Origin of the sequence: Paraburkholderia sp. EB58 (assembly GCF_050436665.1) — a bacterium.
GTDB lineage: Bacteria > Pseudomonadota > Gammaproteobacteria > Burkholderiales > Burkholderiaceae > Paraburkholderia.
This window is the reverse complement of record NZ_JBNDMQ010000005.1, coordinates 195229-217946: the sequence shown is the minus strand read 5'-3', so window position 1 is coordinate 217946 and position 22718 is coordinate 195229. Positions and strand designations below refer to the sequence as shown.

The 22718-nt window shown below is 61.2% G+C and carries 22 protein-coding genes; 1 reads left to right on the top strand and 21 read right to left on the bottom strand.

The genetic code is table 11. The features are described 5' to 3' along the window. Window positions 1-18 precede the first annotated feature (18 nt). The 21 genes from P3T40_RS09860 to P3T40_RS09760 form a co-directional block, all read right to left on the bottom strand. A complete protein-coding gene (locus tag P3T40_RS09860; RefSeq protein ID WP_429267500.1) occupies window positions 19-5991 on the bottom strand; it encodes a phage tail length tape measure family protein in 5973 nt (1990 codons plus the stop codon). A 47-nt stretch (window positions 5992-6038) separates the two neighbouring features. Then, complete coding sequence (locus P3T40_RS09855; RefSeq protein ID WP_429267499.1) at window positions 6039-6422, bottom strand: DUF1799 domain-containing protein; 384 nt, start codon at window positions 6420-6422, stop codon at window positions 6039-6041. A 5-nt stretch (window positions 6423-6427) separates the two neighbouring features. Further along, window positions 6428-6754: a phage tail assembly chaperone gene (locus P3T40_RS09850; RefSeq protein ID WP_429267498.1), complete on the bottom strand. Its 327-nt coding sequence runs from the start codon at window positions 6752-6754 to the stop codon at window positions 6428-6430. A gap of 85 nt (window positions 6755-6839) precedes the next feature. Beyond that, entirely contained in the window at window positions 6840-7772 is a 933-nt protein-coding gene (locus P3T40_RS09845; RefSeq protein WP_429267497.1) for a phage tail tube protein, read from the bottom strand. A gap of 47 nt (window positions 7773-7819) precedes the next feature. Further along, the gene (locus P3T40_RS09840; RefSeq protein ID WP_429267496.1) at window positions 7820-8167 is read right to left on the bottom strand and encodes a hypothetical protein; all 348 of its coding nucleotides are present in this window, start codon (window positions 8165-8167) and stop codon (window positions 7820-7822) included. Beyond that, complete coding sequence (locus tag P3T40_RS09835) at window positions 8164-8730, bottom strand: hypothetical protein (RefSeq protein ID WP_429267495.1); 567 nt, start codon at window positions 8728-8730, stop codon at window positions 8164-8166. Before P3T40_RS09835 ends, P3T40_RS09840 begins: the two co-directional genes overlap by 4 nt. Beyond that, complete coding sequence (locus P3T40_RS09830; RefSeq protein ID WP_429267494.1) at window positions 8730-9068, bottom strand: phage head closure protein; 339 nt, start codon at window positions 9066-9068, stop codon at window positions 8730-8732. The genes P3T40_RS09835 and P3T40_RS09830 overlap by 1 nt, the downstream gene beginning before the upstream one ends. Window positions 9069-9077: 9 nt before the next feature. Further along, window positions 9078-9596, bottom strand: a complete 519-nt coding sequence (locus P3T40_RS09825) for a head-tail connector protein (protein ID WP_429267493.1) — start codon at window positions 9594-9596, stop codon at window positions 9078-9080. Window positions 9597-9653: 57 nt separating this feature from the next. Next, the gene (locus P3T40_RS09820) at window positions 9654-10892 is read right to left on the bottom strand and encodes a phage major capsid protein (protein ID WP_429267492.1); all 1239 of its coding nucleotides are present in this window, start codon (window positions 10890-10892) and stop codon (window positions 9654-9656) included. Window positions 10893-10975: 83 nt separating this feature from the next. Then, the gene (locus P3T40_RS09815) at window positions 10976-11656 is read right to left on the bottom strand and encodes a head maturation protease, ClpP-related (protein WP_429267491.1); all 681 of its coding nucleotides are present in this window, start codon (window positions 11654-11656) and stop codon (window positions 10976-10978) included. After that, window positions 11653-13023, bottom strand: coding sequence for a phage portal protein (locus tag P3T40_RS09810; protein ID WP_429267490.1), 1371 nt, complete (start codon window positions 13021-13023; stop codon window positions 11653-11655). Before P3T40_RS09810 ends, P3T40_RS09815 begins: the two co-directional genes overlap by 4 nt. Beyond that, window positions 13023-14726, bottom strand: a complete 1704-nt coding sequence (locus tag P3T40_RS09805; protein ID WP_429267489.1) for a terminase large subunit — start codon at window positions 14724-14726, stop codon at window positions 13023-13025. Before P3T40_RS09805 ends, P3T40_RS09810 begins: the two co-directional genes overlap by 1 nt. Beyond that, window positions 14723-15271 carry a phage terminase small subunit P27 family gene (locus P3T40_RS09800; RefSeq protein ID WP_429267488.1) on the bottom strand — a complete coding sequence of 183 codons (549 nt, stop codon included), beginning with the start codon at window positions 15269-15271 and terminating at the stop codon, window positions 14723-14725. The genes P3T40_RS09805 and P3T40_RS09800 overlap by 4 nt, the downstream gene beginning before the upstream one ends. 219 nt (window positions 15272-15490) lie before the next feature. Further along, window positions 15491-15859: an HNH endonuclease gene (locus P3T40_RS09795; RefSeq protein WP_429267487.1), complete on the bottom strand. Its 369-nt coding sequence runs from the start codon at window positions 15857-15859 to the stop codon at window positions 15491-15493. Further along, a complete protein-coding gene (locus P3T40_RS09790; RefSeq protein WP_429267486.1) occupies window positions 15849-16046 on the bottom strand; it encodes a hypothetical protein in 198 nt (65 codons plus the stop codon). The genes P3T40_RS09795 and P3T40_RS09790 overlap by 11 nt, the downstream gene beginning before the upstream one ends. Before the next feature lie 191 nt (window positions 16047-16237). Next, window positions 16238-16504, bottom strand: a complete 267-nt coding sequence (locus tag P3T40_RS09785) for a hypothetical protein (protein WP_429267485.1) — start codon at window positions 16502-16504, stop codon at window positions 16238-16240. A gap of 225 nt (window positions 16505-16729) precedes the next feature. Beyond that, a complete protein-coding gene (locus P3T40_RS09780) occupies window positions 16730-17506 on the bottom strand; it encodes a hypothetical protein (RefSeq protein WP_429267484.1) in 777 nt (258 codons plus the stop codon). A 267-nt stretch (window positions 17507-17773) separates the two neighbouring features. Beyond that, complete coding sequence (locus tag P3T40_RS09775) at window positions 17774-20515, bottom strand: VapE domain-containing protein (protein ID WP_429267483.1); 2742 nt, start codon at window positions 20513-20515, stop codon at window positions 17774-17776. Between the two features lie 161 nt (window positions 20516-20676). Continuing rightward, a complete protein-coding gene (locus P3T40_RS09770; RefSeq protein WP_429267482.1) occupies window positions 20677-21057 on the bottom strand; it encodes a hypothetical protein in 381 nt (126 codons plus the stop codon). A gap of 3 nt (window positions 21058-21060) precedes the next feature. Further along, window positions 21061-21570: a phage regulatory CII family protein gene (locus P3T40_RS09765; RefSeq protein ID WP_429267481.1), complete on the bottom strand. Its 510-nt coding sequence runs from the start codon at window positions 21568-21570 to the stop codon at window positions 21061-21063. A gap of 113 nt (window positions 21571-21683) precedes the next feature. Next, on the bottom strand, window positions 21684-21896 hold the full coding sequence (locus tag P3T40_RS09760; protein ID WP_429267480.1) for a hypothetical protein: 213 nt from the start codon (window positions 21894-21896) through the stop codon (window positions 21684-21686). Between the two features lie 31 nt (window positions 21897-21927). Between P3T40_RS09760 and P3T40_RS09755 the strand changes: the two genes are divergently transcribed. After that, window positions 21928-22527: a helix-turn-helix domain-containing protein gene (locus tag P3T40_RS09755; RefSeq protein ID WP_429267479.1), complete on the top strand. Its 600-nt coding sequence runs from the start codon at window positions 21928-21930 to the stop codon at window positions 22525-22527. Window positions 22528-22718 lie beyond the last annotated feature (191 nt).

Here is a 22718-nt window from a genome sequence, read left to right as displayed (position 1 = left end):
CCCGTTAGCGGGCGATGCTCACTTGAACGGAGGCTTTGCCGCCGCCGTACGCTGGTTGATATCGGCAGCCTTCTGCGTGCCAGCCGAGATCGTCTGCGCGTTTTTCTGCGACGCAGCCACCAGCGTCGACGTACTCTGCGCCGTCGCCTGGACAAGCGCGGCCTCGAGTTGCCCGATCCGGTCGTGCAGCGCCTTGATGCCAGACACCAAAGCAACTGTGTTCTGGCTCCCGTACTGCGACCAGTCGGTGTCCAGCATCTTCGAGAGCTTGACGTTGTTAGCCGACGTCACCACCGCTTCGCCCTTGTGAAGCTCCGCAATGTATCCATCGAACGGAATGTTGTCCGCACCACCTGCATGCGAGCCGTTCACCGCCGCGTATTGCATATCCGCCTTGATCTGGTCGAGCGTCGTCTTGCCCTGGTACAACTGGTCGGTGTAGTACTGCAGACCGGCCGAATCAGCCGCGCGCCCGAGAACCTGCTCGTACAGGTTGCTCACCAGCTCCTGATCCGCGCTGTACTGCAGGTCAGCGAGCGTCTTGCTACCGTTTGCAAACGAGCTCGTCCAGTAACTGACTTCCGACTGATCCGGCGTGCGCCCTAGCTCGGTCTGGTACAGGCTCGTGACCTGATCCGCGCCGGTCGCCGCACCGGAGCCGATGATCGAAGCAAGCTGTGCAGCCAGTGCGCTCGGCAAACCCTGAAGGATCGAGGGCACCTCCGACTGCACACCCGCAGCCTGTTCGATAGCATCGAGTGCACTGAGCTGCTGCGCAAGCTGCGCCATCACGCCCTGGTACTGGGAGTCCGCGCTCGACACCTGTCCTGCGACGATGTCACGTAGCTCGGTAAGCTGATCCAGCGACTGCTGGGAAATCTCGCCGCTCGATTCGGCCTGCGACTGCAGATCATCACCGAACGCGCTGAGCTGCGATGTGACCGACGCGAAGATCTGCGTGTACGTGTCGGAGCTTGCGTAGTACGTCTGCGCGAGCTTCAGGTAGTTATCGGCCGCGGTCGACAGATTGCCGATTGCGGTCTGGTCCCCGCCCTGCGCCTTGGCAAGCGTATCGGCATACTGTTGCGCCGCGTCCGCAAGTTTTTCGCTGGGCGTCTCGCTTGACAGGTCGCCAATCTTGAGCCCCTGCACATAGCTGAGCAACTGCTGGCTCTGCGACACCAGCGTCGCCATAGCCTGTTGCTCCGTCTGGTACCGCTTCGTGATCAGATCGTTGAGCTGCGTGGCGAGATCAATCTGCTGGGTAAGCGACACACCTGACGTAAGCTGGGAAAACAACGCGCTGACCTGAGCCGACGTATCAGGATCGCTGCCCGTGATCGACGTGTTGATCGAGTCGAGCAGCGACGATGCATTCGTGCTGTCCGTCAGGAGCCCTTCTGCACTCGATGAGAGCGTTGTGATCGAAGCTTTCTGGGCCGCACCGATGGCCGCCTGAACAGCAGCGGTCACCTGTGCGAACGTAGGCGCAAGTGCGAGCAGTGAGTCCTGAAGCGCTTTTGACGTCTGCGTCGACGTATCCATGTTTTCTACCAGTGCTTCGAATTCGGCATTGGTTTTCGGCATGGCAACGCCTAGCGCGTCAAACTGGGCCTGTAGCTGTTTCGCGGCTTCGTCAGCCTGTTGGGCCGACGTGTAGAAAGCGCTGTAGTAGTTGTTCCACAGCGACTGCGCCGCTTGTGTCATCGTGTTGAATGCAGGCGCAAGCGCGAGCATCTGCACGTACAGTCTCTGGCCGGCGTCGGTAGACAGATCGATGCCCTCGACTGCTTGCCGGAACTGATCGTTCGTCGTCACGCTCGATTCGCCAAGCGCCGCCAGTTGGTCCGTGACCGCCTTTGCCTGGGCCGCAGTCTGCTCGCCAGCCGGCACGAAGTTCTGTTCAAAGTAACTTGCGTTGGTGTTGAACGTATCGACACCGCCAGCCAGATTGATGACCGCCAGTTGCGCCGACGTGCTGGCGTTCTTGAGGTTGTCGAAGTCACTGCCCATCGACTTGATGGCCGTGAACAGCGACTCCATCGCCTGCAGGTTCGCCTCGATCTGCGTGACCTGATCCGATGTCAGTGTTGATGCATTGAACTGGCTCAGATAGTCCGCGTACGGCTTGTCCAGATTGGCCTGTTGCAAGCCGGCGATGATCGAGCGCTGCAGCTGCAGACTGAAGTCGGTCAGGACAGTGCCCGAATCCTTGACGCCACCCAGATCCTCGCGGCCCGCATCACCCGACAGATCACCAAAACCCGCAGAGACAAATGAATTGCCCTTGCTCGGACTCACTTCGTATGACGCAGAATACGGACCCAGCCCCTCGATCGAGCCGCCGAGCTGTTGCGCCATGCTCTGAATGGTCGTGAAGGTACTGGTGATTTCCTGCTGCGTCTGTGTCGCAGCAGGATCGCCACCAGACGGCCCACGCACTTTCGAGATGTCACCGCTGCCGTCGACGGTGTAATCAGCGCCATAGCGCGTTTCCCCACCGCCGAAAAGTGAACCGAGCGCCGAGCCGAGCACCGAACCGACCACGGCACCGATCGGACCCGCAAACGAGCCGAGCGCCGTACCGATGGCCGTACCTGCGACTGCAGACGACGCGCCCAGAGCAAGGCCACCCATTGCCCCGAGCGAACCACCGAGACTCGAATAGCCGCTGTTGCCGAACATTGCTCCGCCCGCGAGGCCGCCGAGCAGACCCGCGCCGCCGTACATCAATCCAGCCGACGACCCCAGCGTGCCACCTAGACCGGGACCACTGCCGCCGGCAGTCGTAAATCCGAAGGTGTTAGCGCCGAGACCCAAGCCGCTCGCGGTCAAATACGGCGACGCGGCCACATCGCCGCCGATGTCGACGCCAATGCCACCCAGACCGCTGCCCAGACCGCCGGCGACGGCCGAGCTCGCCCCGGATACCATTGACGAGGTTCCGGCTAGCCCCAGCCACCCGCGGACCGAGTTATAGGCGCTGCTCAGGCCGCTGCCGTTGGAGAACAAACCCGTGAGCGGGCTGTTCGGGTTAGTCACCGAATAGGCTTGCGCTGCACCCGGATACATCACCGAAGCCATCGCACCTGCGATCGGCGCGATGATCGGCTGCAGCACGAGCGTCTTGAACATCGACTTGAGTGAGTCGGTGAGTTGCTCGCCGAAACTCTTGCCGTTGTTGAAACCGTTCATCAGGGCGTTCGTGATGCCCTGCTCGATCGAATTGGCTGCGCTCTTCCAGTCCTGTACAGTTTGATCCGCGATCTTCTTTTCGGCGTTCAGCTGGTCCAGCTGGGACTGGTCGCTCGCAACGGCCTGCTGAGCCTTCAGCACTTCCTTGAGCGCCGCGATCTGCTGCTCGTAACTGGCAATCACATCTGGCGACAGATTGTTGATCTGGGCCATCGCGAGGCCTTCCTGCTCCATCGCCAGCTGGTTTTGTGTGCGCGACACGACGAGGTCATCGATTGCCGACTTGGTCATGCCGAAGGTATCGGTCTGATCCTTCAGCTGCTGGTCCTGCTGATTGAGCGACGTCGCCTGCTTCGTTAGCGCATCAACCTGCGCCTGTCCGTATTTCGCCCACACCTCGTCTTCCGCTGCAGCCGACTCCGACACCTTCTGGAAGAAATCCTCAACCGCGCTACTGGCATCGGCCTCGGTCTTCTGGATCTGGTTCGCGATCTGCGCACGCTGCGACGCGCTGATCTGCCGGTTGTTCATTCCCTGTGCGAGCAGCGCCGCCTCCCTGTTCGCTGCATCGATATGATCACTGGCCGCCTGAGCAAGCAGGTTGCGATCCTGCGTGTAATAGTCAGTGATCGATACCGTGCCACTCCTGTACTGATCGTCGAGCACCTTTCGAGCCGCCTGAACCGCAGCCACCTCCTGGTTCAGTGCATCCTTGACCGCCTGCACTTCGCCGTTAAGCTGGGTGCGGTCGATCAGTCCCGCCGACGAGCTGGGCTTCTTGTCCTTGTACTTGTCGTTGATCTTCTGTTCGTCGGCGAGCTGCTGGTCAGGGCTCAGGTTGAGCGGCGTCGCGATCGTATCGATGTAGGTCTGAACCTCCTTCGCGCGCTTTTCCGCCGGCGTGGCGAATTGCTGGTTCCAGGTGTCATACGAGTGCTTTGCGTCGATGACCTCCTGATTCTGGCGATCCATGCGGGCCTTGTCCTGCGCCTGCTTGATTGCCGCATCGCGCTTCGCGATTTCCGCCTGCAGGTCCGCTTCGTCCTGCTGATCCCACTCACCAGTCGGGAGGCGATCGGCCTTGTCCGCCTGCATCCGCGCGACCATCTCGGCAGGCGATGCCTCTGCGCCAAACGAACCAACGGCCTCGATCGCATCATTGATCGCGCTCCTGATGCTGCGCCATGCGGAAAGGATCACGCCTTCGTTTTTCGCAATGTCCTGCGTGCGCGCATCCATCGCGCTCGAAAATGCTTCGACGGCAACCTGCGCCGCACCCGTGGCGTCTCCCTGCTTCTCCAGCGCGGTAATCTGATCGTAGGTCGAAACGGTCAGATAATGATACTGGTCGTTCAACGCGACGGACGCCTTCACAGGGTCATCCGCGAGCTTCGTGAAATCGTCGACCATCTGCTGCACCGACACACTCGTGTACGTCGCTGCGTCAGCGGTCGCTTTGCCGAGATCGGCAATTTCACTGCCGGTGAGCTTGCCGGTCGCGGCCAGCTGCGAGATCGCGTCCACAGCCGTGTTGAAACTTGCGCCGCCTGTCGTCGCTGCCTCGGCCATCGCGCGGAGCCCGTCGACGGTCTCACCCGCGTAGTTACCCGTCAGGACGAGTGCCTCGTTCATCTTCTCGTTCTGGGCTTCGACCATCACCATGGCCGCGCCGACTGCCAAAGTCGGAGCAGCGATCGCCGCAATGGCGACGCCTGCGCCCGAGGTCGCCGCCTCCATCAGGTCCATGCGTTCGGCGAGCACCATGACGGAACCGCCAAAATTGCTCCAGTTGCCGGTGAGTGCTTCATGCGCGAGCACGACCAGTTCCTTGCGCGCACCGGCGGTCTTGACGCCGAAGCCTTCCATCGCTTCGCCACTCGCCGTTGCGCCGTTAGCCAGATCAACCAGCGCGGCGCGATTTGTACCGATGCCGGCGATCGCTTTCTGGTACTCCGCTGCCGAGATCTCGCCGGACTTGAACGAGCGCTCGAGCTGTGCTTCCTGCTGCGCGAGCTGCTGCAGGCTTACGGATGCCTGATCCGCCTTGATGCCGGCGAGCGCGCGCTCGTAATCGGCCGATGAGATGGCACCCGTCTTGAACGCGTCTTCGAGCAGCGCCTGATCGGCGGTGAGCTTGCGCGTGGCCGCGCTTAACGGATCGTACTTCGCCGTGAGCGAGTTCAAGGAGGCCGTGCGCGCATCTTCCTGCTTGCCGATCGAGGCGAGCGCCGCGTTGTATTCGTCCATCGACAGTTTGCCTGTCGCCATCGCCCGATCAAGCCGCGCATACTGCTCGTTAATTGCGTCGAACGACGCGCCACCCTGCGCGAGGCTCGTACGCAGCGCCTGCATCTCGTCGTTCATCAGCGCCGTCGCGGTCATCGCATCGCGCATCGCCTGCGTTTGCGACTGGACGTTTGCCCGCACCTGGTCCGCCGAGGCGCCCACGGCGGCCATGCCACCAGCCGCGTCCTCCGAAGCCGACGCGACGCCTTCCATCGCCTGCTGGGCGTCGAGCGAACGCGCAACCATATCCTTGATACGGGCCGACGCCTGATCCTCCGACTCGGCGAGCGCTGCCGCACCGGCGGATGCGCGGGCCATCGATCCGTTCAGATCGTCATTGGCCGCCGACATGTCGCCGACGCTTTTCTTGTAAGTGCTCAGCGCCTTGGTGACCGCCCGCTCGATGTCGTTGCCCATCTTGAGGGCCGCCTGGCTGCTACGGTCAGCACCGAGCTCGAAATCAGCATAGTCGAGCGAAACCTTGGCAATCAGGGAACCGAGAGATGGCATAGGATTGAGAAATAGAAAGCCCGCACACGGCAGGCGTTAAACGGGTATCAGGCGTTTTGCTGCGCGGCTTCCCGCGCGCGGTGCACATCGAGCGCCTCGCCTTCCATCAGCCGGATCAACCGGAAGAGACGGATACGCTTTTTTGGGCCGAACCCCATCAGCCGCAAGGCTGACTCGACGCGGGAATAATCGAGACCAAGTGTCTGCGGCGGCCCCATCGGATGAGTCAGGTAACGCCACTGGCCCGAGAGCGCGACGAAAGTCTGAAATACCTCCCAGTTGTCGGCCCACACATGGCAATCGTCCTGCGCAGCCTGCACGCGGGCTGCATCGACCGCTTCGACCGGCGCACCGGCAGCCGCAAGCGCGGCTACAACGGATTCATCGGCAGCGAATTCATCAGGCCGCTCACCGGCCCAATGACGCGCCACCTCAATCAGTTTTTTTCGCGGGCCACGACAATGCTGTCCCAGAATCCCTTCACCAGCGCAAACGAGGCGGCGGGAATCTGCAGCAATGCGTCAAAATTCTCTTCGGAGAACGGCACCGCAATACCATCCTCATCGGTCACGCCGGTCCAGCCGGTAACGACCTCCTTCAGAACTTCCTTACCGGTCTTCTGACGCAGATCCTCGAGCTCCTGATTCGTGCAGCGTTTGAAAATCGCCTTGAAATCGTGCTTTTCGACCTTGCCGGTTTCACCGACGATCTGCACGTCGATCTTCTGCTGATACGTTTCGGACTGCGCGAGCTTGAAAGCCATTTGATTCTCCGATGCTAAAAGGAATGGCCCGCACGCGGCGGGCCAAAGTTGCTTTGAGTTGGACGGACTGCGGTACTACCGTGACTTACTTCACAGTGATCGAGATTTCGTCGTTACCTGCGTCAGGAACGAGGGTCAGCGTTAGCCCCAGCATTGCCACGCCGTCCGTATCGCTGTACTTCGGTGCGGTTGCCTGCACCTTCGGTGCATCGATCTCGATGATGTTGCCGGCCAACGTGCCGTGCGTGATCGTCAGCGGGCCAGTAACGGCATCGCGCACCGCCGCCCACCAGTCTTTTTCGGCAACCGGGCCGAGCTGCAGCGTCGCACTGCCGGCCGGCTTGCGATCGGTGATATCCACCGATTCCTGCATCACTAGGTTGCTGTAGGTCACGGTGTTCGTGAGGTCAATTGACAGCGCCTGCAACGGTGTGCTCGCACCCTGGAACGACCATGTCGGCGTATTCTGCTTGTTGACGACCACCGGCTTCTGGAAGTCGGAATAGTCAACATTCGCCGGCATCGCCTGGTCGACGACATCGTTATAGAGCCCCGTAAACTTGAACTGCAAAACAGGGACGCTCTTCGCCGTCATGCTGATGGCCACCGTACCGCGCGCGGACGTCAACTTGTGGAACAGGCCGTCGAGAAAGTAATAGATCGTCGCGGTCGGGAGATTGTCCGAGATCGGCAGATACTTCACGCTTGTGGCTTCGACGACGGTTTCAGCAAAGCCGCACGCGCGAAGAAGCGGACCCCACTTCGGCGCCGTGCCGGCCGCACCGGATCCGGCGAGCTCGACCTCGAAGTCAAGTTCGCTGTGCGTGGCGGCCGGAAGCTGCTCGCTATTGCCAAGGTACGGCGTAATGACATCGCGGCTTGCAAATTCCGAGTTCACCGGATCCGGTGTCACATTGCGTGCGAGGACCGCGTTCAGCGCTGCGGTTGGCACAACGTCGGTTCCGATCACGGCCTCGATCGCGAACAGGATAAGTGTCTTGCGTGTAAGTTTGGACATACAGCCTCACAAATAAAATTGCCCGCACGAGGGCGGGCTTGGGTGGGTCAGAAACGGCTGGTTCGCAATTTGGGAATGATCAGGTACGCGTACACAGCAGCGTCCCCCTCGTAAGCGCTGTCGCCCTCGGCCTCGATCTCGATGAAGTCATCCATCTGCTCGAAGGCCGCAACGATCTGGTCGCGCAGGGCCGCATTCGCGTCGGTATCACGACCGAGCACGGCGATCTGCACACTGTGAAGGTCATAGCCACCGCCCATCACCCAGCCGCTCTCTTCTTCGGTATGCACCGAATAGACGATTGCGGGCCAGGTGGGATTCGGCGGAAGCTCGACGTTCCAGGTGTTCGCCAGGATCGTGCTCAGTGCCACGTACACCTCGGTTTTGACGTTCATGCAGCCCCCTTCTGGATGAATTGCTCAACCCGGTCGGCCATCGCCTGCAGCGCGGCGTCGCTCTTGCGTTCGAACGCAGGACCGATAAACGGCGTCGCCTGGATGCCGGGATTGACGACCTTCATCGCGAACACAGGCCTGCTATCGGCCTCAAACGAAAGCTTGCGTCCGCTGCCGCCGGCCTCCGTATGCGCTTTCGTGCCGAATTCGAGATACCACCAGTAGAACGGGTCGTCGACATAGGCCTTTTTTATGCTTCCGTCCGTGCGTACGGAATAGACGACCTTCGCCTTGCTGCCGAGCTCGCGACCGTGCCGCACACCGAGGTTGTATTGCGCAGTCCCCAATGGCGGGTTGGCCTCGCGCTTGACCGCGATGTTGTTAATCAACGCACCCGTCTGCTGCAGGCCGAGAGTAAGCGCGATGGACGTCGCTTCACGCTTGATCACGTTCGCGCCGATGAGCGCCGCCGAAAAAGCCACTTTCCTCTGCATGTCGTCTTTCAGAGTCGCAATCGACGAGTTGAAGCCCTGCAGGCCGGAAATAACGTTGCTGTTTGCCATCACAACCCCTCGCTCGCGCCAGTGTCACACGTCAGTATCAACGTCTCATGCTGCTCGAGCACATCATTCACAAAGCGGATGTTGAACACCTTCCCGCCGTACTGCACGCGCATGGTTTCTATGACCCCGGGCAAATAGCGCATCGTGACCACCGTGCGAGCGTCGGCAGTCTCGCCGCCCTCGTGAGTGGTCGCGAACCGTTCGGTCCCGGACAGGTTGTTGACACTGGCCCAGCGCTCCGCGAACGTGACCCAGTTCGAGACCATGCCGCCCGTGCTGTTTTTCCCGTCGATCCGCTGCTGGATCGTGATGCGCTTATCAAGTTTTCCTGCACGCATGGGCAATCCTCACGCAGACCAGATCCGGTAGGCATCGAGCAAACAATCGAGATACGGCAGACTTACAGTCGCCGCGCGGGTGTCTGCGATCTCCGTCTCGCGGTTTTCGTAGAACGTACCGACCGTCGCAAGAATCCATTGCACGATCGGCTCCGGTACAGCGTCGCCGTCGTCGCCATAACCTGCTTTGTACGTCACGACGACGGTGCCCTTGGGCAGACCGCATATCGTTGCGTTATCCCCAAGCTCAGAGGTGTAGCCGGTCACGTCGACGCCGCCCAGCGTAACGGACTCGATCGACTGAACCGGCCATCGTGTCAGTTCGACCTCGCCCGCGCAGCGGACAAAGCGCTCTTCGAGCGTCTGCGTCATCAGCGCCCGACCCGTGATGTTCTCCGCACGCGTGATCGCGGCCTTGAGGTAACCCGTGATCAGATCGTCTTCGTCGGTCCCATCGACGCGCAAATGCTGTTTCACGGTATCGAGCGATACGGGCATCTGCGCCGGCGGTGTAATGACTCGAACCATCATGCCCCCGCTACAAAGTGACTTTGGGCGGCCGTAGCCGCCCCCGAACCGCGCCGGTTACGCCGCTGCCTGCTCCAGCGCCTTCCATGCACCGCCGACGTCGATGCTGCCGGCGTCGCCACGGTAGAACGCGAGGAAGCCGACCTGCCCCTTCATCGTGAAGTTCGAATCGGTCATGCGGAACAGCATCACCTGCATCACATCGCGGATCAGGTAGTTCGTGAAGTCACCGAACAGCACCGTCTTCGCATTTGCCGCGATGGTCGGCATGTACTGGTTGATCGTGTACTGATAGCCGAGGATGGTGTCGGGTTCCTTGACCGCGACGCCCGGAAGCCACAGCGGACGACCGTAGCCATCCTTGAGCTTCTTCAGGGCCTTGAGCGTCTGGTCGTGGAACTGCCAGCGGACCTTCTGCGAACTGCGGTAGGCCGGGTCGATCGAGTGCTCCAGTTCGATCAGATCGTCATACCCAACGGCGGTCGCACTTGCTGCGGTCGCGCCGACCGGTGCCGCAACAAGCGCGCCCTGCGGCTCGCCGTTACCCGTGCCGAGGACGTATTTGCGTTCGGTGACGCGTGCGATGCGCGTGGCGAGCGCGGTGTGGATGTAGCCCTCCAGATCGATGCGGCTGTCCTGCAGCAATTCGATCGGCACGGCGACCGACTTCGAGCTGAACTTGTACGCGTTGATTTCCTTCATGCCAAACGCGAAGTCCTGCCCGGTGACCAGCGTGTTCTGGTTGACGATTTCACCTTCCTGTGCCGTCGCATCGACAGTCGGCCACTGGATCTGCTGGCCGTTGCCCGTGCCGATGACGGTCGCAATGGCCCGCATACCGCCGAACGCCTTCATGGCCTCGATCAGTTGCGTGGCGAAGTCGGTCGGCACGAGGTAGCCGCCCGACGCGACGTCGGTGCTCATGTCGTTGCGCACGCTTGCCGCGCGCTGCGCGACATACTGGCGCTGATTTTCGTTCAACGCTTCCTTGCCCTGGCGCAGCCACGTGTTGAAGATCGACTTTTCCATCGTGACGTTGGCGTGGGCCTCGTCGGTCGACAAACCTTCGTTGGCGGCACGGTCCTGAACGCGGCCGAATTCGTGTGCGGCTTCGTCGAGCACACGCTGGTTACGCGCGATCTCGGCATCGGTGTTTTCGATCTCGCGCACGAGCTCGTCGTACCTGTTCTGCTGCTCAGCGCCCCAGGCCGCGCCGGTGTGGTTGTCGACAAGGTTGCGCAGCTCTTTCGACATCGAGACGCGGCGCTCCCGCAGTGCTTGAATGGATACAGGCATTGAATGCTCCGAAGTGAGGTGCCCGCACGCGCGGGCATAAAAAAAGCCGCCTCGCGGCGGCCGGTCATGCGCGGGAGCGACTCCTACGCAATGCGTTCCAACATACGTGCTCGGCGGGCGCGATCGGCCGCCGCATAGTCGAGTTCGGACTCAGTAAGCGCGCGAGGCGCGTTCCTGTAGGCGCCGAGATCCCAGCGGTTATCTGCCGATTTGCCGGCGACGATGTTGTCGACCAGCCCCGCGTCTTTCGCTTCCTGCGCGGTGAACCACGTTTCAGCATCCATCCACGCCTTGACCTCGTCGAACGTCTTGCCGGTCTTCGCGGCATAGTCGTTCGCGATGCTCGCGTCGATCTTCTGCAGCATCGCGATCGTGTCGCCCAGCTCGGCGGCGTTGCCGACCGCCACGGTCCACGCGTTGTGCACCATCATGAAGGCACCATCAGCGATGGTGACCGACTTCGCAGCGAGGGCGACGTATGTCGCAGCGCTTGCGGCGAGTCCGTCGATGTGCGCGGTCACGTTGCCGTGCTGCTGGATGGCTGTCGCCAGCGCACGACCGTCGAACGCGTCGCCGCCGGGCGAGTTGATGCGCAGGTTCACTGCGCCCTTCGCGTCCTTCAGTTCCTTGATCACGTCCTGCACGGCGATGCCGTACCACCCCCCGATCGTGTCGTACAGGTAGATGTCGGTGCCTTCCGCTGCGTTACTGACCCGGAACTCCGGCTTTTTCGTATTGAATAGCGAGAAAATCTTGTTTTTCATTCAGGTATCCCCTCAGGATCAGATTTTTCCGGGTTCGGCGCCGGTTCACCGCCGCCCGGCCCCTGGTTGCCATCGGCAGTATTCGTACCGCCTGACGCAGGCCCAGCCGGGAAATAGACCTGTGCGCACGCGCCTCCATTCGGCGGCAGATTGAACCGCGATCGCACTTCGTCGATCGACATCCAGCCCGGCCCCTGCGAGCCGCCGATCGCCTGCCGGTAGTACGCCGCCTCCGCCACCGGATCGCCACGCGTGAGACGCGTCACGTCGAATTCGCCGTAATACCGTGCGGTACGGAACGTCTTGCGATTGATCTCCGCTTCGTACCGGTTCAGATACGGCCGCACCGAATAGAGCACGAAGCCGCGGCCCATTTCGGAGACGCCCGAGCCCCAGCTCGTCGTCTTCGAGGTCTCCCCGATCATGAACGGCGGCACACCGAACGCGCGCGCAATGTCGATGACCTGAAACGAACGCGATTCGAGCAGCTGCGCGTCGACGGCTGTCATTTGCAACTGCTCGACCTCGCCGCCCTCGCTTAGAATGGCCGGTGTGCCGACGTTATCGAATCCACTGTGCTTCTTGACCCAGTAGTTGCGCAGATCCTCCCGCTGTTCCTTCGAAAGTTGCTTTGGGAATTTCAGGACGATGTCGGACATGTTGCCCCTGGTAAAGGCCTTGTCCGCCAGGTTCTCGGCGTGCTGCGCAATCGGCACCGCACGGCTCGCCGCATACTTCAGCACTGACATCGAACGGCCGGTGCGCGGATTGAAGCCAGGGCCGGTGAAGTGCAGGATGTCGTCCTGATCGAACGCGACCGGAATCATCTCGTCGCCGTACGTCACCGGGATCGACACCACGTAGTAGTAACGGCCGTTCTTCAGCCAGACCCAGACCGAGCGTGGATCGAGCGGAATGATGTCGTCGATGATCGCCGGATTCCGCGCGTCACGAATCAGAAGTGCGAACGCATCACCATAGAAGCACTGCGACGTAACGAAGTATTCCCACATCATCGGCGCCGACATCATCGCGCAGGGTTCTTCGTTGAACTTCCACCACAGAGGATGATCGTCCGCGAGCGCGCGAGCCATACCGTTGCGCCGGTAGATTTCCATGCGCATTGACGCAACGGCACCGCCTAACAGGCGCACGCAGGCATACACCGCCGACGTGCGCATCGCCTGATCCGGACTGACGGTGGCAAGTCCCGTTCCTGTGCCGAGCAGATCCGACAACTCCTCGTAATTGACCATCGTCACGGCGCCGGTATCGTTGCGCACGTCCGGCGCCGCCGCGACCGGCAACGCAGGTTCGGCCCGCGTGGGCACCGACGTCTCGGATCGCCACCTGAATGGATTGAACATTAGAGCTCCACGAATACTTCCGAATGCTCGTCGCTCTCGCCGGGCAGGATTGCCCGACCGAGGGCCATGATGCCCGCGACGACGCCGTCGATCTTGTTTTCCGGCCGCTCTTTACGCGGATAGATGTTGTCTTTCTGGTCGCGATGGCACACGACATTGCTGGCCATCCAGGCGAGCACAGGATCGCCGTCGTGCTCGATCTCGCCCTTCAGCACAAGCGCTTCGAGCTGCTTCATTGGCTCGCTGAAATTCAGCACGGTGGGTCGCATCTCGACCATCGGCACGTTGTCCGCGAGCAGATGGCTCGACAGTTGCGTCGCCTGGAACGGATCGAACGGTACCTCGACGACGTCGAACAGTGCGCAATCCTCCCGCACACCGTCCTCGATCAGATCGAAGTCGGTTACCTCACCATCCGTCACGGTCAGCAAGCCCCTTCGGCGCCAGCCGTCGTACTGGCTGTTATGCGCGTTCTCGACCGCACGCTCCGGCAGGTAATACGTGCCGAAAATCGCCCACTTTCGCCGGTCACCAGATGGCGGAAACAGCCGGATCTTCGCCGCAACGTCGACCTTGCTCGCGAGGTCAAGCGCTACGTAGCAGCGCTGCCCGTAAAAGTCTTCGATCCGCAGGTCCGGATTCGCGCAGGCGTCCCACGCCCGCATGTCCATCCATGCACTGTCAGCGTTGACCCAGACGTTAAGCCGCTTCGTCAGGAAATTACCGACCGCGCTGGGCATCGACAGAGCCTTGCGGCACGCTGACTCCATGTCGTCCGCGAGCACCGATACGCCGTAGTTAGGATTCGCCTTCGCCCAGCACGCCGGATCCGCCCAGTCGTCGCCGTCATCGATCGTGAAGATGATCCCGAAAAACGACTCGTCCTCGACGATGCGTTCGAGGATCTTGGTCACGTGCGTGCGCTGCTCGTAGCAGATGCCTGTGCGGTCCGAGCCGGCCGTCGTGATCATCCACAGCAGTGACTGGTCACGAGCGCCGGTCGCCGAGTCGATCACATCGAACACGGCGCGCGTCTTGTGCGCGTGTAGCTCGTCGATCACGCCACCATGGACGTTAAGACCGTCAAGCGTACTGCCTTCGGCGGACAGCGGCGTGAACTTGCTCGCATCGTCCGGCACCAGCATCTGATGCTGCAGCACCTCGATGCCGAGCGTCCGGCACATCTCCGGCTCGCGTAACGCCATCGCCTTTGCGTCATCGAAGACGATCTTCGCCTGGTCGCGCGTCGTCGCTGCGCTATAGACCTCCGCACCCGGCTCGCCGTCAGCGGCAAACAGGTACAGCGCAACGCCACAGCTCTTCGTCGACTTCGCGTTCTTGCGGGCCACTTCCTCATATGCCCGGCGATAGCGACGCAGCCCGGTGTCGACATGCAGCCAGCCGAACACCGTCGACAGCACGAAGATCTGCCACGGTTCGAGCACGATACGTTGCCGCGTGCGCGCCCACTTGCCCTTGATGTGGGGCAGCAGTTCGACAAAGTCGCAGATGCGGCTCGCCGCTTCGACATCGAAGCGATACGGAAAGTCCGCAGTGCCCGCTTCGGCACGAGCAAGATCGTCGTGCTGCCGCTGGCACGCCAGCTTCACCCATTTGCAAGCAACGATCCGGCCGGAGAGCACGTCGTCGATGTAGCCGTTCGCGATGCCCACATAATCCGGTTCGTCGCGCTGCGCGCTCATTTCGTGAACCGCCCCCAGCCGGTGCTCGCCGGTTCCAGTCCGGGCAGCGCCAGCTGGTTTGTCGACGCGGTTACGCGCGAGCGGCTCGCTGGCGACAGTCCGAAGTTCTGCAGGAACTTGTGCACCTGATCCTGCAGCGAGTTGATCAGGCTAACTTCGACTGCCTGCTGGCGATAGCCGGAAGGCGCGATGTCGACGAAGGCTTCGCTCGATGTCTTGCCCTCTGACGCGAGCAGTTCCTGCCGCTTCTGGAATGCCGTCTCCAGCTCGACGAGACGCCCCCAAGCCTGACAGTACAGCGCAAGCGCAGCGCGATCGAGCCGGCTGATCAGGCCAAGCTGCTCGAGCTCGGCAGACACGCGCTTCCATTCCTTGCGCGCTTCTTTGTTCAGATGACGCGGCGCGTCCGGGACGGCAACCTCGGGATTGACGCCGTCCGACAGGTTGATCGGGCGCTTGCCGGGATTACCGCGAATGAGTTTGAGCGCCGCCGGCGCCGGTTGTGGACCACGTTGACCCATATATGTCAGGAGGCGCTTGGACACCCCCCCCTCGATAACTTGCGCGCGGAAAAAATTGACTAAACACGCGGTCCCATCCGGCGATCGGCCAGACTTTTGGCCACCCCCGGCCAAGGCCACCGCGCAGGCTCGGACTGGCGTCGGGACGCGGCATTGCAGCGTTCGGGAACGGCCACAGCCGGCCTCGCTTCAGTTCGGCACATGGCCCCGCAAAGTCACTTTCGCAGGGCCGCTAAGGCGCTATCACACACGCGTACGGGCGCGTGCGCTCTCACGTGCCGTCTTCGCCTTGTGGCAAGGAACGCAGATGGATTGCAGGTTGGATTCGTCATCCGTGCCGCCTTCGGCCTTCGACCTGATGTGATCGACCTGCGTTGCACGTGTCACACGACGTGCGCGCAGGCAAGGCTGGCACAGACCACCGTCCCGCTTCAGTACCAATATGCGCTTTCTGTCCCAATCCGAACCGTAGCCGCGTGCGTGGCGACTGCCGCGTCGCCTGTCACTGACCCAGCCAATGCGCTCATATGCATGCTCGGAACAGAAGCCCGGTTCGGTCACCACCCTTCGGCAGCCGAAATGGCGGCACGGTGTCGGCGCTTTACCCGGCATTGCGACCGGGCAGATGCGAACGGGCCTTGGCGACGAACTCGCGGATACGCTGCGCTGTCGTGCTGTGAATGAACCACGCACCGACTTCCGCCTCGATCTCATCGAGATACTGATGCGACGGATGCTCGTCGGCCGCAGCCGGCGATGCTGATTCGTTGGCGGGCGCGTTGCCTGCGTTGCCATCCAATGACGACGACTCTGTTGAACCGCCTGTGTCGCCATCAACAACGGAAGACCGCAGTGCGAAGGCGCACAAGACAAGGCGTTGGACCGCATGCATAGATGCTCCCGAAAAGACAAAGCCCCGTGGGCTTTCGCGCTCAGGGCTTCAATCAACTTCAATCAACGCGCGGACGATGGCCGCGCAAGACGTTATGCTCAGGCGACCGGATAGAGCGCGGCCAGCGCGGCATTAGTGCCGGCCTGAATCGCGTCGACCGACAGCGATGCGTCGATTGCCTTCAGGGCAAGTGCGATCTGCACAGCGGTGTTGACGTTGTTCGCCGATGCGGCTACCGGAACAGCGGATTGCGATGCATCCATTTGACTCTCCTTTTCGATGATGTCGGACACCACTTCGATGCCCACCTTCGCCTCGCTCCTGAACCACGAGGCAATCTTCTGAATGACGGCTTTGAGGCTCATGATCTCGACGTCCAATGCAAAAAGCCCCAAGGCTTTCGCACTCAGGGCTATTGCGGGTTCTATGTTTCGTGAAGGCGCACGCCTCCACACGACCTGACGGGATCCGATAGTTATTCTTTTGTCGCCGAAAGGTTTGCACGACTAACGCGCGGTGCCAGCGGATATCCAGTGACTCGGTAAAGGATGGCCGAAATATATTCGATCGGATCTTGGTTTGCAAGAATTTCATGGTTGCAGTTGCCGACGCATCGTATCAACAACGCTCCCGTCTACCTTGTCGAGTACTGCTAACGTCGCGGCGAAACGCTTGGCCCAGTAGCGCCGATAGATTGGAAGCGAGACGCCGAGCGCGTGCGCGCGCGCCGATTCATCAACTGGCCTGCGACCGTCGCCGCTACAACACGGACAGATCTGGCGGCTGTCGCTTTTCTTCGGCTCCGTCAGCACGGTCCCGCGTCCCAGGCATTTCGCACACGGCTCGAACTCGCGGTAGACCATCGGTCCGCGCCCACTGCGTCGGGCCGCGAACGGAATCCGCTCTTCTGAGACGCACACGACTCGCGCTCCCTTGCAGTCCGGACAGACGTTCGATACTGGTTGCGGCTTTGGCGTTCGGCCGATTACTCCGCGCCCCGCGCATCGCGCGCATTGATCGTTGACCCATTCAATAATGAGCCGCAGCGCGAAGCGTTCGACGATATCGACCTTTGATCTCGCGACGTCGTGACCAGCGCGGCGTTCACGCTTCGACTCAACATCAATACCGGTGAACTTCCCGCGATTGAATTTTCCGCCCCGTCGAATCATTTGGGCGAGCAGTAGCGTCGCACGCCGAACTGCGTCCGGACGAACGTCCTGCCCGCATTTCATTCGCACCAGGGCTCGCCCCAGATCGTTGGCGAACGCCAATGCGCCCAAAGTTACTTTTGGATCACCAATCGACTCACCAAGCTGACTGCGAACGTTCATCGCGATACCGGCTTGCTCTTTGAGATCGATCATTGTTCACTCCTATTCCGTCCCATTGTCCCAATGTCCCAAGGAAAAAAGGTCGCGAATGCGCGCGGGCGCCCGCGACGTGCGCACCCTCGCCTGCACGTCGCGCACGTCGCACGCATGACGCGCACACCTGCGAGGCGATGCGCTTGGGACGTCGGGACACGGGACGGATCGCAGCGCGCCGAAATGCAACGCACAGCGCGCCGATATACGCTGCCGCGCGCGCCAAAGCCTGCGGCGCGCGAGCAACCCGGCGCGACAAAGTTGGCATCAGAGCGGTGCGTCATCGTCGTGCTCCGCTTGCTTGATGGTCGAAGGAATTGCTGGCGCGGGCGCATCGACCGGATCCGGCGGCGTGTAGTACCACTCCCGGTTGCCCGTCGACTTGCGCTTGCGCACCCAACCAAGCGACTTCATGGCCTTACCAATACGGCGCTGCTCTGCCGGTGACCACTTCGCGATTTCCAGCTTCAGGCAGTCGCCGAGGATGTCTTCCATCGTCACCTCGCCGAGCATGGCGATATGGCGCGCGATCATCGTCTCGTAGATGTCGCCTTCGTAACGCGCTTCCTGCTCGGCGGCGAACAGCGGCTTTTCAGCCGGAAGAACCTGCCAGGGCGTGGGCAGCGTGCCACCGGCCTCTGTGTTGGCAGCGTCCCATTCGCAGTACGTCTTATAGGCTTCCGCCCAGATCTGATCGCGGTCAGCGGCAAGGCCCTTCAGATCGAGCGGCGCACCGGCTTTCACAGGCCAGTAACGCCGGTTGCCCGATTCGTCCTTCAGGTACGTGTCAAAGTTGACAGTGCCGCAAAAGACGCTCTGACGCGGCACGTCAATCGCCCGCTTCGCGTACGGTGGCCGATACGTGTCCACTGCCGTTGTGAAGAACCGCTTTGCGTTCGACGAATCGCTCTTGCTGAGCGCGTCCAGCTCAGCAAGCTCAATCACCCACTTGCCGGCCATGACGGCGAATGCGTCCTTATCGCCGATGACGATGTTCGCGTCCGTGAACCACTGCTGACCGAACAGCGTCCGGAACGCTGCGGATTTACCTGCGTCCTGCACGCCTTCCAGAATCAATACGTTGTCCATCTTGCAACCGGGACGCATCACGCGACCGACAGCACCGAGCAACCACTTGAATCCGGCCAGCTGGACGTATTCACTATCAGGAACGAGTAGGTAGCGCGTGAGCCACGAGCGCAACCGAGGCACGCCGTCCCATTGCAGGCCGGCGAGGTAGTCGCGCACTTCGTGATAGCGGTTGCGATCGGCGACGAGAAACACCGCGTCCATCACCACGTCACTGCGCGGACTGAACGAATACGTCTGACCAAGCCACAACACGCAGCGCGCATCGTCGCGATCCGTCCACTCACCAACCTCGCCACCTTCGAACGGCGGCGGTTTGAGCTTCATGACGCGCAACGAAAACTGCTCGAAGCCGAACACGCCTTGCCACTTTTCGTCGTTCGACAGGATCGTGAATATGTTGTCGAGCGAAGGCAGGATTGCGGACGATTTCTCGGCCCGACGCAACCGCTGACGCCATGTGAAAGCGCCGTTCTCAGCCTCGACGTGCGAACTGTCCGCGTCAGCAGACGTCGTGCGGCCGGGCAAATGCGGATCGATCACAGTGCGTACATCGTTCGCGGCCGGAGCGGAGATAACGCCCGCCTTCTCCATTTCCTCAACCAGCGCTGCCGCACGGTTATAGCCAATGCGCAGGCCGCGCTGCACGCCGGAAACGGTCGCGCGCTTGCCCTGACGGACGAGCGCCACCGCCTCGCCATAGAGCGGATCTGCGACGCGCGCGACGGCGCGCAGGTGCGGAAATGGTGGGATCTCGTCGGCGGCCGGCGCCAACGCAGCCAGCAACGCTGACTCGATCTGCGCCTTGACGATGTGCAGCCCTTCCTCGCAGTGCAGATCATTGAAGTCAGTCAGCTTGCGCTCGCCGCGATCAGCGAAGCGCGGATACACGATGCTGGCATTGCCGACTTCCGCTACCGCCTCTTCTGCACGCTTGCGGCCGGTGTTTTCGAAACGCCAGGTGCGCTTCGGCATGACGTCGTTCCAGACCGCGAGCTCGATGTACTCGACACCACCGTTGATCTGCTTGTATTGCGCGTGCAGCCAGTACACCGTGTTTTTCGACTCGATCTGGATCGCGTCGGCGCCGATCACCAGCTCGCCTTCGTAGCCGTAGTCGTCGGCCAGATGCTCACGCAAGCGCTGCTCTATCTTCCAGTCGTCGTCGGCGCAAATCAGCAGGTGAACATCGGGATAGGCCGCACGCAAGGCACGAGCTGCCGGCAGAATGCCACCTGCGTCAAAACACACGGACAGCGGAATCTTCCCGTCTGTCGCCATGCGGATTGATCTGCCTGTCGCATATCCTTCGGCAACCATGACGATCCGGTCATCGAGACACAGCTCGCCGATGCGAAACTCCGCGCCCTTCTTTTCCATGCCCTTGTTGAAGCGCTTTGCGCCATCGGGCGTGACCTTCTGCAGGCCGACCATTCGCGGATCGTCGCGGTCATACAGGTACATCGGAACGAACAGCGTGCCGTCGACATCGAAGCGCACGCCTTCCGGCGTGATCTGCTTGCGCTGCAGATACACGGACTCGCCGTCGACGAAAGCGTTTTGCCACTGCGAACGCGCGCGATTCCCGGCCAGTTTGGCCGTCTGCACACGCTTGCGCTCTTCTTCCCGCTCGATCTCTGCCTGACGAGCACGCGTGAGGGCGAGATCCTCCGGCGCTGCTGCTTCGCCCTGCCATTCAAATGACTGCGCGCCGTTGTCATCACCCATCCAACGCCCAAAAGCGCCGATATAGCCGAGCACCTGACCGCCGCGCACGACCTGATGAATCGAGTACCAGAATTTCTTGCCCGGTCCATACCGGTGCGGTTTGCCGTTATCAGATACGCGCGGATGACCGTCCGGAAGCTTGGGATGGCCCGCCGCAGCGAGTTGCGCTGCAATCTGGTCGAGTGATGCCATGCGTCAACCCGCGATCAGGACGGACTCACGGTCGAACAGACGGCGCCACTTCGCGCGACCTGCAGCGTATCGGCCAGCGCTGGCGACAACCTTGCGCGCGATCGGATGCCGCGCTCGAAGTGCAGAAGCGGTATTGGACAAAGTCACTTTGGATCCCCAGATTATTTAGAGCGAAGACGAGACCATTCCGCCGACATCAACCGGTCAAACTGAGCCAGCTTTTCAGCGTTCAGATACCCTCCGATCTGGGTTCTGAACGCGTGGCGTTCGGTCTTGGTTTGAAGAGCCGCGCAGTAGAGTGCTGCGCGTACAACGAAACTGTCTGCCTGGCCGACGCGTACCGCATGGTTAGCGATAAAGTCGGCGGACGCCGGGAAGGTCTGCAGCAGCACCGTGATGAATTGCGGCGCATTTTCAGGAGCATGCTCGGCGAGGCGTGCGAGCTCGTTTGTGCCGCACAGAAGTTGCCAGCCGTAATCGCAGGAAAGCCCGACCTGCTCACGGTACGGGTTGCAGCACATCATCCCCGGTGTGAAGCGCATCGGTTATTGCCGGCCCGACTTGCTGAGGCGCACGACCGCGCCGACGAGACGATCAATCACACGCTGGTGGGAACGGGCAGCGCCGACAATCGCGTCTGCCTCAAGGCCTGTTATCTCACCGTCCGCAATCGCATCGCGGACTTCACCCGCCATCACGCCCGTCTGACGCGTGAGCTCAAGGGCATCGAGTGCAACGCGATCGACACTGCTCTGCACGTCGTCGACATCTGCCGCCGTGGCACGCAGGCCGAAACGCTCATTGAGTGCATGGAGCGCGTCGACGTACTGCGGTTGACGCTTCTCTTCCATCCATTCGAGCAACAACTCGAACATTTCCATCGAGAGACGGTTTTCGCCTTCGCCGCGCAAACGGAGGCGCAATGATTCCGTGCCGATGCTCTTGCCGCGACGGTTGGTCAGAAATGCAGCTGCGTCTGCGACGCCCCCGGGCGTATTGCGAACAGACGTGTAAAGGACGTCAAGCCAGTCGGTGCCGCTGTATCTGCAGGTCATTGGAGCCCCAGTTCTTCTTTGGATATGTGGCCGTTCATACTGTTTAACCCTCGCTGCTGCCCGTACGATGCGGGCATGAGAGGTCCAGGAGCGACGGCTATGCTCCGGAAACGTCAGTGCGACGCCTGAACGCTATCGGCCGCCGCAGTCTCTTCCGGTTGACCTGCGAAGTAGTCGAACAGTGCTTGAACGCTCGATACACGTGGATCGGCCACAAACCGGCCGCCGATTTTCGTAATCGTCTGATAGGGGACGCCGCTCGCCTCAGCAATCCTCGGCCACTCGCCCTTAGCGTCGTCAAGCCGGCGCAAAACGGTTTTCAGCATTGCTTCCTGAAGATGTCTCATGAGGTGATTTATGAGAAATGTTGACGTGAACTTCCGTATGCGGAATTTACCACACGATCAAGGATTCCGCATGGGGAATTCCTTATCTGGAATGATTCTGCTTATGAAGAACAAATCAATGAGAAAACTGCTTGCTGAAAATGTGCGCCGCTGGATGGCCCGCGTTCCTGCGGTCGATACGCAGGCAAAGCTGGCCGCGCACGCTGGAATGTCCCAGAGTTCGGTACACCGCGTCCTTCATGAAGATACGGAGCCAGAGCTGGAGACCGCGTACAAGCTCGCCTGCGCGATTGGCATCAGCGTGTCTGATCTGCTCCGCGAGGATGACGGCACGACGGTTGCGCCGTTTGATCTTGAGCGATATGCCGCGCTCCCCGATATGGAGAAAGAAAAGATTCGCGCTTTCGCGGAGTTTGTTCTGACGTCGCATGAATCGGCCCGCAGCCATCAGCCGTCGTCGGAGCAATTTACGGAGACGATCCGACCCGACCCAGAGCAAAGTCGGCTAGTCAAACACGTGGCTCAACGAAATCTAACTACCGATACGTTGACCACACATGTGCAGCCATCACAAAACAGAAAAAACACACGCAAAACAAAAGGTCACTGACCTTCATCCTTACCTGCAGCAACGCGCAGGCCCATCTGCCGGATCAGGCAATTCGCCGACGCGCGCCGCGGATGCCAACGTCGATGCCAGGAAGGCTTTAGTAGCTGATCATCTCCTATCCCACGCCACCACAACCGGGAACCCCGCCATTGCGGTGGCACTCGTCCTGCTACGACCTGACGGAACGCTTG